General features: G+C 60.2%; 17 protein-coding genes. 2 read left to right on the top strand and 15 right to left on the bottom strand.

Annotated features, from left to right (window positions below; all coding sequences use genetic code 11):
• Nucleotides 1-2: 2 nt before the first annotated feature.
• Genes EV561_RS19820 through znuC form a run of 3 tightly spaced genes read right to left on the bottom strand, consistent with a single transcriptional unit; the run spans nucleotide 3 to nucleotide 2,099 of the window.
• Entirely contained in the window at nucleotides 3-398 is a 396-nt protein-coding gene (locus EV561_RS19820; RefSeq protein WP_132524032.1) for a Fur family transcriptional regulator, read from the bottom strand.
• Nucleotides 395-1,222 (bottom strand): metal ABC transporter permease, encoded by an 828-nt coding sequence (locus tag EV561_RS19815; protein ID WP_132524031.1) that lies wholly within the window; start codon nucleotides 1,220-1,222, stop codon nucleotides 395-397. The genes EV561_RS19820 and EV561_RS19815 overlap by 4 nt, the downstream gene beginning before the upstream one ends.
• Entirely contained in the window at nucleotides 1,215-2,099 is an 885-nt protein-coding gene (gene znuC, locus EV561_RS19810; protein WP_207910564.1) for a zinc ABC transporter ATP-binding protein ZnuC, read from the bottom strand. Before znuC ends, EV561_RS19815 begins: the two co-directional genes overlap by 8 nt.
• 134 nt (nucleotides 2,100-2,233) lie before the next feature.
• On the opposite strand from znuC, the gene EV561_RS19805 reads away from it, so the two are divergent.
• Both EV561_RS19805 and EV561_RS19800 read left to right on the top strand, forming a co-directional pair.
• Nucleotides 2,234-3,172, top strand: coding sequence for a zinc ABC transporter substrate-binding protein (locus EV561_RS19805; protein ID WP_132524186.1), 939 nt, complete (start codon nucleotides 2,234-2,236; stop codon nucleotides 3,170-3,172).
• Between the two features lie 87 nt (nucleotides 3,173-3,259).
• Nucleotides 3,260-4,465, top strand: a complete 1,206-nt coding sequence (locus tag EV561_RS19800) for a GTP-binding protein (protein WP_132524030.1) — start codon at nucleotides 3,260-3,262, stop codon at nucleotides 4,463-4,465.
• Nucleotides 4,466-4,655: 190 nt separating this feature from the next.
• On the opposite strand, the gene EV561_RS19795 is transcribed toward EV561_RS19800, so the two are convergent.
• From EV561_RS19795 to cobA, 12 genes are all read right to left on the bottom strand, one after another.
• On the bottom strand, nucleotides 4,656-5,369 hold the full coding sequence (locus tag EV561_RS19795; protein ID WP_132524029.1) for a PAS domain-containing protein: 714 nt from the start codon (nucleotides 5,367-5,369) through the stop codon (nucleotides 4,656-4,658).
• A gap of 188 nt (nucleotides 5,370-5,557) precedes the next feature.
• On the bottom strand, nucleotides 5,558-6,496 hold the full coding sequence (locus EV561_RS19790) for a lipid A biosynthesis lauroyl acyltransferase (RefSeq protein ID WP_132524028.1): 939 nt from the start codon (nucleotides 6,494-6,496) through the stop codon (nucleotides 5,558-5,560).
• Nucleotides 6,497-6,501: 5 nt separating this feature from the next.
• Nucleotides 6,502-7,530, bottom strand: coding sequence for a zinc-binding dehydrogenase (locus EV561_RS19785; RefSeq protein ID WP_132524027.1), 1,029 nt, complete (start codon nucleotides 7,528-7,530; stop codon nucleotides 6,502-6,504).
• Between the two features lie 59 nt (nucleotides 7,531-7,589).
• Complete coding sequence (locus EV561_RS19780; RefSeq protein ID WP_132524026.1) at nucleotides 7,590-8,876, bottom strand: beta-ketoacyl-ACP synthase; 1,287 nt, start codon at nucleotides 8,874-8,876, stop codon at nucleotides 7,590-7,592.
• A 13-nt stretch (nucleotides 8,877-8,889) separates the two neighbouring features.
• A complete protein-coding gene (locus tag EV561_RS19775) occupies nucleotides 8,890-10,092 on the bottom strand; it encodes a beta-ketoacyl-ACP synthase (protein ID WP_132524025.1) in 1,203 nt (400 codons plus the stop codon).
• A gap of 37 nt (nucleotides 10,093-10,129) precedes the next feature.
• A complete protein-coding gene (locus EV561_RS19770) occupies nucleotides 10,130-10,603 on the bottom strand; it encodes a 3-hydroxyacyl-ACP dehydratase FabZ family protein (protein ID WP_132524024.1) in 474 nt (157 codons plus the stop codon).
• 134 nt (nucleotides 10,604-10,737) lie between these two features.
• Complete coding sequence (locus tag EV561_RS19765; protein WP_132524023.1) at nucleotides 10,738-11,022, bottom strand: acyl carrier protein; 285 nt, start codon at nucleotides 11,020-11,022, stop codon at nucleotides 10,738-10,740.
• A 204-nt stretch (nucleotides 11,023-11,226) separates the two neighbouring features.
• Entirely contained in the window at nucleotides 11,227-11,655 is a 429-nt protein-coding gene (locus EV561_RS19760) for a L,D-transpeptidase (protein WP_132524022.1), read from the bottom strand.
• Nucleotides 11,656-11,800: 145 nt separating this feature from the next.
• Nucleotides 11,801-12,781 carry an adenosylcobinamide-phosphate synthase CbiB gene (gene cbiB / locus EV561_RS19755; protein WP_132524021.1) on the bottom strand — a complete coding sequence of 327 codons (981 nt, stop codon included), beginning with the start codon at nucleotides 12,779-12,781 and terminating at the stop codon, nucleotides 11,801-11,803.
• Nucleotides 12,778-13,779 carry a threonine-phosphate decarboxylase CobD gene (gene cobD / locus EV561_RS19750; protein ID WP_132524020.1) on the bottom strand — a complete coding sequence of 334 codons (1,002 nt, stop codon included), beginning with the start codon at nucleotides 13,777-13,779 and terminating at the stop codon, nucleotides 12,778-12,780. The genes cbiB and cobD overlap by 4 nt, the downstream gene beginning before the upstream one ends.
• The gene (locus tag EV561_RS19745) at nucleotides 13,776-15,083 is read right to left on the bottom strand and encodes a cobyrinate a,c-diamide synthase (RefSeq protein WP_132524019.1); all 1,308 of its coding nucleotides are present in this window, start codon (nucleotides 15,081-15,083) and stop codon (nucleotides 13,776-13,778) included. The genes cobD and EV561_RS19745 overlap by 4 nt, the downstream gene beginning before the upstream one ends.
• Complete coding sequence (gene cobA, locus EV561_RS19740; protein ID WP_132524018.1) at nucleotides 15,080-15,922, bottom strand: uroporphyrinogen-III C-methyltransferase; 843 nt, start codon at nucleotides 15,920-15,922, stop codon at nucleotides 15,080-15,082. Before cobA ends, EV561_RS19745 begins: the two co-directional genes overlap by 4 nt.
• Nucleotides 15,923-15,933: the final 11 nt, after the last annotated feature.

Raw genomic sequence — 15,933 nt, 5'->3', positions numbered from 1 at the left:
TTTTACGAACACGTTGCACAATGCCCACGGATTTCGATGGTTGCCTTTTCAGGTTTAAATTTTTGTGATCGCAGCCAGTCCATCAGGCGATGATCGACCTCGTGATCGTGAAATTCGATGACCTGACCGCAGCTTTCGCAGATCGCGAATGCCACAAGCCCATGGTTATGGCAGTTCTCGTCAGGATGCGCGCAGGCGACGAAGGAATTGATGCTTTCGAGCCGGTGGACGACGCCATATTCCAGCAGCTTCTCCAGCGCACGATAGACCTGCAACGGCGCCCGGAAACCCTGGTCACGCAGTTTGTCGAGAATGGTATACGCGCTGAGCGGGCTTTCTGCCTTGGTCAGCACGTCGAAGACAAGTGCCTGGTTCTTTGTCAGCTGCGGAGTGCTCATGAACCTTGTCCTTCCTGTTGACCGCCCCGGCTATGGCCTCTCTGCGCAAAGGGAAGCAGGCTGATGACGAAAAGGATCAGCGCCGCGACCACGATCGAGGGACCGGAGGGCGTATCGTAGCGGAGCGAGCCGAACAAGCCGCCGACAACCGCGACGGCACCGATCAGCGAGGCGAAGACCGCCATTGTCTCGGGCGTGAGTGCAAAACGCCGGGCCGTGGCGGCGGGAATGATTAGAAGCGAAGTGATCAGCATGATGCCGACAATCTTCATGGCAATCGCGATCACGACCGCCATCAGCAGCATGAAGCACAGCCTTGCCAGCTCTGGCCTAAGGCCCTCCGCCTCGGCGATATCAGGATTGACGGTGGACGCCAGCAACGGCCGCCAGAGCCAGGCGATGGCCGCCAGGACGACGATGCCGCCGCCCCAGATCAAGGCTATGTCCGTCCAGCTGACGGCGAGAATATCGCCAAAGAGGAAGGCAATCAGATCGATGCGGACCCAGCTCATGAAGGCGACCATGACGAGACCGATCGCGAGCGTCGCATGGGAAAGAATGCCGAGCAGCGCATCGGCCGAAAGCGCCTGTCGCCGCTGCAGAAAAAGCAGCAGGATCGACACCGTCGCGGCGACAGCAAAGACAGCGATCGTCAGATTGAGCTGGAACAGCAGCGACAGCGCGACGCCGAGCAGCGCCGAATGCGAGATCGTGTCTCCGAAATAGGCCATGCGCCGCCAGATGATGAAGCAGCCCAGCGGACCGGTCGTCAGCGCCAGACCGACCCCGGCAACGAGCGCGCGCAGGAAGAACTCGTCAAGCACCGCGGACACCTCCCGCGTGGCTTACATCGTCAGCAGAATGATGGGAGTGATCATGTCCATGGTCGTGGTCGTGGTGATGCCCGTCGCCGGCATGGCAATGGTCCGTCACCGAGCCATCCTCGTGAAGCACCCGGCCATCCGGCAGATGCGTGTGATCGTGATGATGGCTGTAGACCGCCAGGGACTGTGCGGCGCGCGTCCCGAACAGCCGGACATATTCCGGGCTCTGGCTGACCGTCTGTGGCGTACCACGGCAGCAGACATGGCCATTCAGGCAGACCACAGTATCGGTCGCCGCCATGACAACATGCAGATCGTGAGAAATCAAAAGGATGCCGCAGCCGATGGAATTGCGGATCGACTTGATGAGATCATAGAGCGCAATCTCGCCGTTGAAGTCGACACCCTGCACCGGCTCGTCGAGCACGAGCAGATCGGGCTTGCGGGCAATGGCGCGGGCAAGCAGTGCGCGCTGGAATTCGCCACCGGAAAGATGCTGAACCTCCGCCTTCGCCAGATGGGAGATGCCGACGGATTCGAGCGCGGCAACAAGCTCGCGCTCCGCCAAGGGGCCGGTCAACGTCATCAGCCGCCGCACGGTCAGCGGCAAGGTCCAGTCGACTGCAAGCTTCTGCGGCACGTAGCCGACCCTGAGGCCCGCCTTCCGTTCCACGCGGCCCTCGTCAGGCTTCAGCACGCCGATTGCCGTCTTCGCGCTCGTCGACTTCCCCGAACCGTTCGGCCCGATCAAGGTTACGATCTCGCCGCGGCTGACCGAGAAATCGACGCCGCGTACCAGCCAGCGGCCACCACGTCGGACACCGACGCCGTTAAGCGAGACCAGCGTTTCAGCCTGATTGTTCGCGGGTGAAAGCATCAATTTTCCGTTTGCACTGTTGCGTCCTGCTATCGCACACGTTATAGCGTTACGCAATTGATGTAATAATATAACAGACTCCATTCAAGCGGAGCTTTCGAATGAAATTGCCAGGTGCCATCCTTGCCCGGCTCATGCTTCCCTTTGCGACGACATTGCTCGTCGCGGGCACAGCGGTGGCCGACGACGCACCCGATGTCGTGGTTTCGATAAAGCCGATCCACTCCCTCGTGGCAGCGATCATGGATGGCGTTGGCGCACCGAAGCTCATCGTCGAAGGCGCTTCCTCGCCGCATACCTATTCGCTGAAGCCCTCGAATGCGAGCGCGCTGGAAAGCGCCAAGGTCATATTCTGGGTCGGCCCTGGCATGGAAGCTTTCCTGGAGAAGCCTCTGTCGGCACTGGGGAACAATGCCGTGATCGCCGAGCTCGACAAGGCGCCAGGCCTGACCAAGCTCCGCTACCGCGAGGGCGGCGCCTTCGAGGCCGACAATGATGGCGATGAACCCCGCGCCACGGCAAGCGACGGGCATGACCATGGCGGCCTAGATGCATTCGACACGCATCTTTGGCTCGACCCCATGAACGCCAAGGCGATGGCAACGGAGATCACCACCACGCTCGTGGCTGCCGACCCCGCCAACGCCTTGACCTATCAGTCAAACCAGAAAACTCTCGACGACAAGCTCGATGCCCTCGATGCTGAGATCGCGGCAACCGTTGCGCCGGTCAAGGAAAAGCCCTTCGTCGTGTTCCACGACGCCTATCAATATTTCGAGCACCGCTATGGTGTGCATGTCGCCGGTTCGATCACGGTCAGTCCGGAAACCATTCCGGGTGCAGCGCGCGTCTCGGAAATCCATGACAAGGTCAGCACGCTGGGCGCGACTTGCGTCTTTGCCGAACCCCAGTTCGAACCGCACCTCATCAACGTCGTCATCGAAGGAACCGAGGCCAAATCAGGCGTGCTCGATCCCGAGGCCGCGACGCTGAAGGAAGGCCCTGACCTCTATTTCGATCTGATGCACGGCATTGCCGCTTCCCTGAAAACCTGCCTCTCTCAAAACAGCTGAGGCATGCACATCCCATGAAAGGCGGGCATCGATCCGCCTTTTTCTTTAACATCGCGTGTTATTTTATAACATAACTAAGAGGTTATCATGAATACCAAACTTCCGGTGACCGTCCTGTCCGGCTTCCTCGGAGCCGGGAAGACGACGCTGCTCAACCATATCCTCAGCAACAGACAAGGCATGCGCGTCGCCGTGATCGTCAACGACATGAGCGAAGTGAACATAGACGCATCGCTGGTGCGGGATGGCGGCGCCAATCTTTCTCGTACCGAAGAACAACTCGTCGAGATGACCAACGGCTGCATCTGCTGCACATTGCGCGACGATCTGCTGAAGGAGGTCCGTCAGCTCGCCGAGCAGCGCCGCTTCGATTATCTCCTGATTGAATCGACCGGTATCGCCGAGCCGCTTCCCGTCGCAACCACCTTTGAATTCCGCGATGAAAACGGCGACAGCCTCTCCGACGTCGCCAAGCTTGATACGATGGTGACCGTTGTCGATGCCGCCAACCTGTTGGCGGACTATGGTTCAACCGACTTCCTGGCGGATCGCGGCGAAACGGCCGGAGAAGGCGATGTCAGAACCATCATCGACCTGTTGGTCGAGCAGATCGAGTTTGCCGATGTCGTCATCCTCAACAAGATCGGGACGGCGACATCAGAACAACGAGACGCTGCCCGGAAAATCATCGTCGGCCTCAATCCGGATGCCCGTCTGATCGAAACGGATTTCGGGACGGTCGATCCAAAGGCCATTCTGGGCACCGGGCTTTTCGATATTGCCGAGGCGGAGACTCATCCGCTCTGGTACAAGGAACTTCACGGTTTCAAGAACCACATCCCCGAGACCGAGGAATACGGCATCCGGTCCTTCGTCTATCGCGCGAAGAAACCCTTCGATCCCACGAAATTTCAACACTTCCTCGACAGTTCATGGCGGGGCGTCGTGCGCGCCAAGGGCTTCTTCTGGCTGGCAACTCGGCCGCATCATGTCGGCGAAATGAGCCAGGCCGGCGCTCTGGTTCGCACCGGCCGCATGGGCCTCTGGTGGTCCTCCGTACCGAAGGAACAATGGCCAAGCGAACCAGCCTTTACCAGGGCATTGACGCCTTACCTCGATCCGATCTGGGGTGACCGCCGCCAAGAACTGGTCTTCATCGGCGCCGATCCGATGGACGAAGGCAAGATCAGAGCGGAACTCGATGCCTGCCTGATCGAGGCCGAGGAATTTACACCCGATCTATGGCGCAACCTCCCCGATCCGTTTGCCAGTTGGAACAGGTCGGCCGCATAAGTATCACGCAAGCAACGGCGTTCCGATGCTTCTGCACGGAATGCGAGAGCGATGAGACAGAAGAGCCGGAGGCGGACAAAGCGGTTGCGCCAAAGTCCGCATTAGGTGAGCACCAGGACAAACCCGTCGTCACGCGTACCCGAACCGCCGTCGGCGTGATCGAACGGTTGCTCTTCGGCCCCTAGGCGGCTCAGGCCACCACGTCGGCCGCAACCTTGACATCCTGAAGCATGAGCAGAGCGCCGATAATCTCGCCCTTCGCACGGACCGGGGTCATCCGGCATCGTATGGGTTGCCCGGCATCGGCGGTAAAGTAGGAGCGATAGATATAATCCACGCTCTCGCCGGCAAAGCAGGCATCCAGCTTGTGTTTGGCACGCTGCTCGAACCTTTCGACGCCGATAAATTCCGAAAGATGCCGGCCAAGCAGGTCCATCTGCTTGGTATTCATGTACGCGTTGTTGGCGGCGTTGCTATAGAGGTAGCGATAATCCCGCGTAATGACGGCGACCCGATCCGGAAGGCTGTCGAGCACGAGATCGCTGAGCACCTGATCATCGCCAAAGACAGCATTCCCGCGGTCGGGCCCCTCGCTGGCAAACGACAGCAGCGCATCCATAGCCGCAACCTCAGCCCCGGCAAAATAGCGATGCAGGAGCGTGGCAAGCGCTGAACAATTGCGCATCACGCTTGTCCGGTCATCGGCCTCCTGGCGGATGAGATTGCTCATGAACTGAAGCTGCATGTAGATCTCGAGCATACTGGATGCCCGGTAAGCCAGAATAGCAGCAACGAGCGGGGCTAGTTCTCTATCAAGAGCCGCGACGAGAACGTCGTCGCCCATCTTGATCGCCCGTTGGATCTGAACGCATTTGGACGAAAAAGCGTGGAAGAGTGCCAGCAAGATGACCTCCTATCCCGCATATTTGCAGAATCCGGACCCCACCAGACCCTGGCCATACACAGGGAACATCCCCACCTGTCGTTTGTTATCCCCGACAGATTTATTGGGACCGGACTAACATGAATCCTTCTCACGTTCAACGTGAGCGCCTAAACCAGCGGTGGATAAACTCAGCTTTCAGCCCGCGATTATTTTTTGAACAGCGCCTTCTTGATATTCCATCGGTCATGATACCAGAGCCACTGCTCCGGATTTTCCCTGACCCATCCCTCGACCTTGTCGTTCAACATCTGCGCCGTCGCCGGCAGGTCAAGGTTGCCGCGCTCGTCACGGGGCAATTCCAATTTTGGCTCAATTTCAAGCCTGTAGCGATTTCCCGGCAGCCGGATGCATCGCGCGGGATACACCTCGCAATTGAACTGCCGCACAAGCTTCGGCAGCAACGGATTTGTCTTCACCTCGCGGCCGAAAAAAGTCGTCTTCAATCCCTTGCGAAACTTCTGGTCGACCAGCACCCCGACGCCAGCCCCCGCCTCCAACTGCCGCGCGAGCGCGAAGGATGAGCCGGCATGGGATGGGACCAGATGACCCATGCGCGCACTGCGGAAATCGAACACTTTTTGCGCGACGTAAGGATTGTTCGGCGGACGAAATAGAACGGTGACCGTCAATCCGAAAGCGGCACCCGCTACCGGAAGCAGCTCGAAATTGCCTGTATGGCCAGTGAAGACGATGAACGGGCGCGGATTGTCCCGCAGCTCAAGAAAGATCGGAATGCCTGAGACTTCCACCCTGCCCGGCTCGACGCGCTCAGGGTCGAAATCGAAAAGCCGGTCGAGAAAGACATACTCCGCCGCCAACCGGCCCATATTGCCCCAGCTCGCAAGCGCGATCTCTTCGATTTCCGCGTCGCTCTTTTCCGGAAACGCGTTGCGAAGGTTTGTTACCATCAGCTTGTGACGCTGCATCCGCGGCCCGATGAGCCGCGTCAGCCAGTCGGCAAAACGAATGCCGCCGTCAGCCGGAAACAGTTTCAGGAAATTCAGGAATCCGAAGATGATCTGTGCAACCAGCCACTGCCGAAAATGCATCAGCGACAGAACGATGCGGGTAATAAAGAGTTTCAACCCGATCAGTCCATCTTGAGGATGATCTTGCCGAAGATCTGACGCGACTCCATCCGCTCCAGCGCCCGGTCGATATCATCGAAGCCCACTTCGGTATCGATGACAGGATGAACGAGCCCGCGACCCATCTTCTGCATGGCATCTGCCATGTTCTCCATGCGGCAGCCGAAGGAGCCGAGCAGCTTCAACTGCTGCTGGAAGAGCATCATCAGGTTCATTTCGGTCGAAACGCCCGAGGTGGAACCGCAGGTGACCAGGCGACCGCCCCGTTTCAGACAGAGCATCGAGCCCGCCCAGGTGTCTTTGCCGACATGTTCGAAGACGACGTCGACGCCCTTCTTCTTGGTGAGCTTGCGCACCACGCCTTCGAAGCGGTCGGTGCGATAGTTGATGACGTGATCGGCGCCGAGCGCCTTCGCCTTCTCGATCTTGTCGTCGGAGCCGACGGTCGTAATGACGGTGCAGCCGATTTTCTTGGCAAGCTGGATCGCAGCCGTGCCGATACCCGAACCGCCGGCGTGGACGAGGATCGTTTCACCAGGCTCGAGCTTCGCGTTATCGAATAACATGTGCTCGACAGTACCGAAGGTGACGGGCGCAACGGCGGCGGCAACCGCATCGACGCCGGGAGGCGCCGGCACGAGCAGGCGAGCCGGAAGGTTGACCTTCTCTTGCGCAAAGCCATCCAGATGGAAGCCATGAACACCGCCGACATGTTCGCAGAGATTGTCGCGACCCTCGCGGCATGGACGGCAGAGACCGCAGGTGCGCGCGCCATAGACGGCGACCAACTGACCCGGCAATACGTTGGCCACGCCCAGGCCGATCGATTCCACGACACCCGACGCCTCGGCGCCGATGACCAGCGGCATCTTGCGCTTGGCAAAGGCCATGCCGCGCCAGCCCCAGACATCGATATGGTTCAGGGCGACGGCCTTGACGCGCAGCGTGACCTCGCCGGGACCCGGAGCATCCGGTTCAGGCAGGTCGGTGATTTCGAGCTTACGGTCATCGATCAGTTGCAAGGCGCGCATGGCAAAATCCTTCGCCCTCGGGCGTCTCTGTCAGTATTGAATTTTTGTCGGCGAACCGCTTAAGCCGGTTCAAGCGCCATGACAAGACTTGCGTTTTGTCCGCCGAAGCCGAAGGAGTTGGAAAGCACGGCATTGACCTGCTTTTCCCGCTTCTTGTTCGGCACGACGTCGAGCGCGATGGCCGGGTCCGGATTGCTGTAGTTGATCGTTGGCGGCAGCGTGCCGGTCAACATCGTCTGCAGCGAGAACACCGCTTCGACAGCACCGGCTGCCGTCAGCGTGTGGCCGATCATCGACTTGTTCGAAGACACAGGAATGGCAGATAGCGGCTCGCCGAAGACGGCCAGCATCGCGCCATATTCCATCTTGTCGTTCTCGGGCGTCGAGGTGCCATGGGCGTTGATATAGCCGATGGCGCTTTCCTCGATACCTGCATCTGCAAGTGCGGCTCGGATCGTTGCGATCGCCGGGCCACCATCGGGCGAAGACCGGGTGCGATGGAAGCTGTCCGCCTTGTCGCCGGCGCCCTTCATGATGCCGAGGATCTTGGCGCCGCGGGCAACGGCCGATTCCAGCGATTCGAGCACCAGCGTTGCAGCACCTTCTGCGATGACGAAGCCATCACGATCCTTGCTGAAGGGCTTCGACGCCTTGGTCGGTGGATCGTTCTGCGTCGAGAGAGCCGATAGAAGCGAGAAGCGGATCAACGCCTCGGCGCTCAGCGAACCGTCGGTCGCAACCGTCAGCGCCCGCGTCGTGCGGCCCTGACGGATCGCCTCGATGCCAAGCTGGATTGCCGTCACGCCCGATGCACAGGCGGTCGACAGCGTGATCGGCAGGCCGCGGGTACCGAAGCGATCGGATAGTCGCTCCGAAATGGCACCGAAAAGTGCCGCTTCCTGGAAGGCCGGATCCGGCCGCTGACGCATGGCGGCCATGAAACGCTCGTAGACGTCACCGTCATGATCGGCTGGCGGCGAACGGTCGGCAAGCTCGAAGCGGGCGCTCCATTCAGGCTCGATCGGCGGCGCGGCAAGGAAAAGCGGGCCGTTGAAGGCGCCGGAAAGCCCGGCCTGCGCCAGCGCCTCGATCGTCGTCTCGCGAGCAAACGCATAGGAGCGCTCGACGGCGTTCGGAACCGGAATATCAATAAAATCAACCGTGCCCGCGATGCGGGTCGACAGACCGTCGGTCGGGAACCGGGTGATATCGTGGATCCCGGAGGTTCCCGAAGAAAGCGCGTCCCAATTGTCCTTCAGCCCCTGGCCCAGAGACGTGATTATGCCCATGCCGGTCACGGCAACGATCGGGCGACCGAGATGATCCTTGTAGGCGGAATCTGTCATGATGATTGGCTCCTCACGCTTCAGCCGAAAGAACGGCGACACCCTCGCCGCGCACATGGCCGACCGTCGTTACGATTGCAGTCGTCGCACCTGATGTCATGGGCTTTTCATTCTCGCTGTCGAAGGCCGGAACCTTCGCCTTATTGGCAACGGCAAGGGCGGCCAACGCAAGCCCGAGCGGGAATTGCGCCTCAAGTCCGTGGCCGGTGACACCGCCATAGCCGCGGATCGGCGCGTCAGGAAACTTTGCGTCGATCACCGCCTTCTCGCGAGCAGCCAGATCAAGCATTCCGCTGCTGCCGGACAGGATCAGCGCCTCGCCCGCATTCTTGCCAGCCTGGTCCAAAAGCCGTTCCAGACGGGCTTCGAACCTGCCGTCGTCGCGGTTGCCGCGATCGCCTTCAATCGCGTCGAGGGTGGCATAAATATGCGCGCCACGGGCTTCGGCATGCGCACGCGACTCCAGCACCAGGAATGCACTGACCGACCCGCTGATGATGCCGCCGCCGTCTTCCGGCTTGCGGGACCAAAGCGGCTGCCAGCCACCCTGCGCATGGCCGTTGATCGCCTCGAACAGCAGGATCATGTCCTGGCGTTCGGCCGCAAAGGCGCCGCCAACGAGCGCATGGCTCGATTCTCCCGACTTGATGCGATAGAAGGCGGTCTCGGCGGCAGAAATGCCGGAGGCTTCCTCGCCCATGAAGGTTCGCGACGAGCCGGTAACCTTGTGGACGATCGAAATGTTGCCAGCCAGGAGATTGGACAGCTGTGCGAGGAACAGGGTCGGGCGCAGCTCGGTCGTCAGCTTCTCGTTCAGCAGCAATTCGCGGTCGTTACGCTTCAGGCCTTCATTGACGATCAGCGTATCGACATTGATGTCGCGCTCGCCGCCGCCGGCTGCCACGATCATGTCCATCGTGCCGCAGGCTTCGAGATCGTCCTTGAAGCCGGCATCATCGAGTGCCAGGCCGGCGGTGAAGACGCCGATGCGCTGCCAGTTTTCCATCTGGCGCTGGTCGCCGCGCTTCGGGATCTGCTGCGACCAGTCGATCTCAGGCAGGGGATGCACCGGATAGGGTTTGAACTTCTCGGTCTCTATAATGGTCTTCGGCGTGGTGGCGGCCGTCAGCATTTCCACATGCGCGTCCTTGCCGACGCCCTGGCATGTGACGATGCCGATACCCGTGATCACCACATCATTCTGAGCCTTGCCCATTCATCAATCCTCTTGCTGCGCCAGCCGGCGTGCACCTTCAAGCGCCCGCGGCAATGGCGTCGAGAAGCCCGACCTCACCTGCCCGCTTGCGCACGATATCGCCGAGTGGCACTTCATTAAACGGCATGGTTCGCAGCTTCAACTGCGCATCGCAAACCTTCTTGCCCGCAATGGAAATCTTCGCTTTCGTCACCGCGAATCCCGACCCGTCATGCTCCAGCAGCGCCTCGATATCGAGCACGGCCTCCGGCTCGACGAAGGTGCGCATCTTGGCGCCATCGACGGTCATCAAAAACGGCATTGCGGCAAAATTGGTGACGGCGAGAACCAGCATGCCTGATGCCTGCGCCATGGTCTCGATCAAAAGAACGCCGGGAACCAGTGGCATGCCGGGGAAATGCCCTTCAAAAACCGGGCTCTTGGCAGGAACGACCGAGCGCGCCTTCAGCACGCCCTTGGACAGGTCGACGGCTTCCACCCGGTCGATCATCTGGAAATATTCCAGCAGCATCGCAGTCTCCAATCCGGCCCCCGATCCGACACGATAGGGAAGGAAAGCGTGGGCGGGATTCGATAGTTAGGAACGAAATCGCCCGGCCGCCATATTTCAGAGCGGCAGGGCGTTCAAAAAAGATTGGACGAATGTCAGCCCTTGGCGGCGCGCAGTTCGTCGATCTTGGCGCAGAGGTTCTTGAGGACGAAGTATTCCTCTGTGGAAACCTTGCCTTCGTTGACTTCCTGCGTCCACTTTTCCAGCGGAATCTTGATGCCGAATTCCTTGTCGATGGCGAAGACGATGTCCAGGAAGTCGAGGCTATCGATACCGAGATCATCAATCGTATGGCTTTCCGGCGTAATCGTATCGCGGTCGATTTCGCTGGTTTCTGCGATGATGTCGGCAACTTTGTCGAATGTAGCGGTCACGCCCATACCTCTTGAAATGAAAGTTTAACCCCCCTCATAGGGAAATCCATTTCAAAAGCCAATGCTTTCCGCCCGAAGCCCCGGAAATTTGCCCAATAACTGTTGCCCAAAGAGCAATGAAACAAGGTGCCTCATGGCGAAAGGCGCCCCATGAGAGGTAGAACGCCTTCTCGCACCGGCCCTGAGCGCATCACCGACGCTCATTGCGATTCAGTCGCCGATGATGATGTGCGTGTTCCTGAGCCCGGCTTCCTGCGCGAGCGAGAAGAAAGTCGCGGCATTCTGCGGCTGCAGGCGAACGCAGCCATGCGAAGCGGGCTGGCCGAGATACTTCAGCTCATACGTCCCGTGAACGGCATAGCCGCCATTGAAGAAAACCGCGTATGGCATCGGCGCATTGTCGTATTTCTTCGAATGATGGTCGCGCGACAGCCATTTCGCAGTATAGGAGCCCGCTGGCGTAACATAGCCCCTGCGAGCCGTCGAAACTTTCCAGCGATACATGGTGACGCCGTCTTCCGTTACCGTCATCGTCTGCGTAGGAATGTTGACCTGGGCCACCAGAACAGAGGCATTTGCCGAAGCGACGTGAAACTGCAAACATAAAATCGCGGCCAGAGCCGTCATTGTCTTCGTCATAATCGTCCCCTTCATAAAATCCACTTTTGGATATTCAGAACCCCGGGAGACACTATTGAAGGCGAGATTACATTTGCTTAATACCCATGCTGATCGCGATCACAATATTGTCGCGGGAATTTTACCCGACGCATTAAGGAAGCGATTAAAGCAGCATCAGAAAGGCGACGAACGCCAGGGCGACAAGCACCGAACAGGCCGAATAAAAGATCGACACGCCGGCCTCGATATCGCTGACGGTCGCGATATCCCTGCCCGCCCCGTTGATCATCGGCTCGCGAACCATTTCGCCCCCATAGACGCGCGGACCGGCAAGCTGGATATCCAATGCGCCCGCCATGGCGGCTTCGGGCCGCCCGGAATTGGGCGAGCGATGCAGCCCGCCGTCGCGAACCGCAACGCGTATGGTGTTGCCCAGTGCAGCAAGGCCATTCTTGGCAAAAGCCCCAACGGCAATCAGCAGGATCGACAGCCGCGCCGCCGGCCAGTTTGCCAGATCATCAAGCCGGGCGGCCGCCCAGCCGAAGTCGATATAGGTTTCCGATTTGTGGCCGATCATCGAATCGGCCGTGTTCAGCATCTTGTAAATGAACAGTCCCGGCAGCCCGAAGACGGCGTACCAGAGCGCCGGCGCCACCACGCCGTCGGAGAAATTCTCCGCCAGGCTTTCAATCGCTGCGCGGCAGATCCCCGCCTCGTCCAATGTCTCGGGATCCCGTCCGACGATGCGCGAAACGGCAGCGCGTCCCCCTTCCAGACCCTCGCTCCGCAATGCCTTGGAAACCTCGTTGACATGGTCCGCAAGGCTTTTCTGCGCCATGAAAACAGCAACCAGAAGCGCTTCCAGCATGATGCCGAGCCAGCCGAAGAAGGCGAGGAAACCGTGCACCGCCCAACCGGCAATCAGCGCGATGAAGAGCAGGGCCACGATCGACATGATACCGTTGCGGCGGCGGATCATCCCCGGCAGATGCTTGAGATTGAACCTTCGGTCGAAGATTTCGATCAGCTTGCCGAAAACGACGACGGGATGCGACATCCGTGACCAGAGCCAGTCCGGATCGCCGAGGATTCGGTCAAGGATCAGGGCCAGGACGAGAATGAGCAGGTGTTCGTCGATTATCATGTCTTAAAATCCGCAAGAGCCTCGGCGAGCCTGATGTCGGCATCCTCGTCGGGGCAAAGGCCGAACCGCAACCAATCCGCCGCATAGTCGAATTTGCGGACCAGAATGTGATGACGGCCGAGATGCGAATATATGTCGCTCGCTTGGCCATCGGCAACGAGCGCGAAAAGTTCCGTACCGCCGGCAACCGTCAGCCCCGCCCCTGACAAGACCTCCTGAAGCGCATTTCGGCGCTCGGCGATGCGTGTTCGGATCGATGTTGTATCCTCGGTAAGCAGCGAGGCCGCCAGCGACAAAGCGGGGCCCGAGACCGCCCATGGACCGAGCCAGTCTTCGAAGCAATCGAGGAGGGAAGCCTTGGCGATGACAAATCCGAGGCGCAAGCCGGCCAGGCCGAAGAACTTGCCGAAGGAGCGAAAGATGACGAGATTCGGCATCGAAGCTGAAACCGGAGCAAGGCTCGCCTCGGGCCGCATGTCGCCGAAGGCCTCGTCGACGATGAGGAAACCGTCCCGCGCCGCCAATCGATCGTGCATTTTCCGCAGGCGCTCTACGCCGATCACCCGGCCATCCGGATTGTTGGGGTTGACCACGACGACGATTGAATGCTCGCCACCCACCACATCGAGATCGCAAATCCTGTCAATCTCAAAACCAGCTGCCTCGAATGCCTTGGCATACTCACCGTAGGTCGGTGACAGGATCGCGACGCGCCCGACCCGTCCGGCAAGGCGTGGAAGGAGCTGGATGACCGACTGCGTCCCGGGGACCGGCAATGGCAGAATGTCGCCGCTCCGGTAATAATCCCCCGCCGCCTTGCGTGCCCGTTCTGTCAAATATTGATCCGGCAATCGATGCCATGCCGAAACCGGAATTTCGGGGAGCACAATCGGATTGGGGTTGATGCCGGTCGATAGGTCGAGCCAGTCCTCGGGCTTCCCGCCGAACAGCCGCGCCGCCGCGGTGATGCCGCCGCCATGCAATATCCTGCCGCTCATGCAGCCTCGCGAGCGATATCGATCAGATGCATGTAGGAGCCCGCGACATTCCCTCGCTGCAGGCCTGCAAGGCCGAGATCCGTGCCACGCGCGTCGTGGACGCTGAACAGCCGTTCCGCCTGTCCCTCGGAAACGATCGTCGAATAGTGAAACTCATGAGCCGTCATCGGGCGATCGAAGAAAGAGCCCGCGAGTGGCTTTACCCGCCGATAGCCGAGATGGCGTTCGCGCGTCTCATAGCTGGTGACGACGGGCAAAAGACCGAGCATCTCATGCCGCTCGCCCGATGCGTCAACAAGGCCCTCGCCCAGCACCATGTAGCCACCGCATTCACCGTAAATGCGCACGCCACGGGCTGCCGCCGATCGCATGGCTTCAAGAAAGCGACCCGCGGCGGCAAGTTTGCCTGCATGCAGCTCCGGATAGCCGCCGGGCAGATAAATCGCATCCGCATCAATCGCAGGCGCTTCGTCGGCAAGCGGTGAGAAGAAGGAAATCTCGGCTCCCCGCCGTTTCCAGCCGAGCAGCATGTGCTCATAGGAGAAGGCGAAGGCGATGTCGCGCGCAACAGCGATGCGTTGACCCAAAGGCGGCAATCGCTCGATATTCGCTGCCGCCGCGCGCTTCATGCCCTGATGCGCCGCGCGCAGCAGCATTTCGAAATCGCATTCCGCGGAAACGGCCTTCGCCGCACGCTCGATGAAATCCTCAAGACCGTTATGTTCTCCGGCCTGAACAAGCCCAAGATGCCGCTCCGGCAGCGCCAGGCTCTTGTCCGCGCGAACGACCGCAATGACGGGCATCCGTATCGCATTAAGTGCATCCCGCAGCATCGTCTCATGCCGCTCGCTGCCGACACGGTTGAGAATGACGCCGGCGATGCGGATATCGGCGCGGAAATTGGCAAAGCCGCTAACAAGGGCTGCCACCGATTGCGACATCCGCGAGGCATCGACGACAAGCACGACCGAGAGCGAAAGCAGGGCTGCAAGGTCCGCCGCCGATCCCTTGCCGTCAGCCGCCGCGTCGAAAAGTCCCATCATTGCTTCGATGACCAGGGTTTTGCCGCCAGCCACATGTCGGGATGCGTTGGCTGAGATCAACTCCGGCCGCATCGCCCATGGATCGAAATTGAGGCAAGGCGTGCCGCCGGCAGCCGCATGGAAGGCCGGATCGATATAGTCCGGACCAGCCTTGCCCGGTGCGACGGGAATTCCCTTTTTCTTTAGCGCGCGCAGCAATCCCAGGGTCACCGTGGTCTTGCCGGACCCGGAGGAAGGTGCCGCTATGAGCAGGCCGCTCATGCCGATGCCTTCCGGCCGTCGGCCGCATGCGGCGCGGGCTGCAATTTGCGTCCCTGCAGCGCGCCGAGCCAATCGAGCGACGGCCTGAGCTTCACAACCTCGCCGACTACGACGATCGCCGGCGGCTCCAGTCCGGAGGCGGCAACCGCTGCCTCGGCCTCGCCCAACGTCGTCTCCAGCACCTGCTGCGCCGAGGTGGCGGCATTGCAGACAAAGGCGAGCGGCTCGTCCGGCGAGCGACCGGCAGCGATGAGATTGGCGCTGATCTGAGCGATATGCTTCATTGCCATATACATGACGATAACAGGAGAGCCCTTGCCGATGGCTTCCCAATTGATTGCGTCAGGCACGACACCCGATGAATCGTGGCCGGTCAGGAAGGTGACGGCATGGTTGACATCGCGGTGCGTCACGGGAATTCCCGCATAGGCAAGGCCACCGATGCCGGCCGTAATTCCGGGCACGATCCGGAACGGGATATTATGTTCGACGAGCGTCAGCGCTTCCTCGCCGCCGCGACCGAATACGAAGGGATCGCCGCCCTTCAGCCGCAACACCCGCTTCCCAGAGCGGGCAAGCTCCACTAGGCGCAACGAAATATCGCGCTGCTTCGCCGACGGCTTTCCGCCCCGCTTGCCGGCATATTCCACCGCCGCACCCGGACGGGCAAGCTTCAGGCAATCCTCATTTACGAGCGCGTCATGGACGATGACATCGGCTTCCGAAAGCCCTTTGGCCGCAAGTAGCGTCAAGAGCCCAGGATCGCCCGGCCCGGCGCCCACGAGCCAGACGCTGCCCGGCTCGATCGCCGGAAGATTGGAAAATGCGGTGTCGTTCATCCAAGCTGTCC

Origin of the sequence: Rhizobium sp. BK376, from assembly GCF_004341625.1 — a bacterium.
GTDB lineage: Bacteria > Pseudomonadota > Alphaproteobacteria > Rhizobiales > Rhizobiaceae > Rhizobium.
This window is presented reverse-complemented; position numbering and strand designations above follow the sequence as displayed.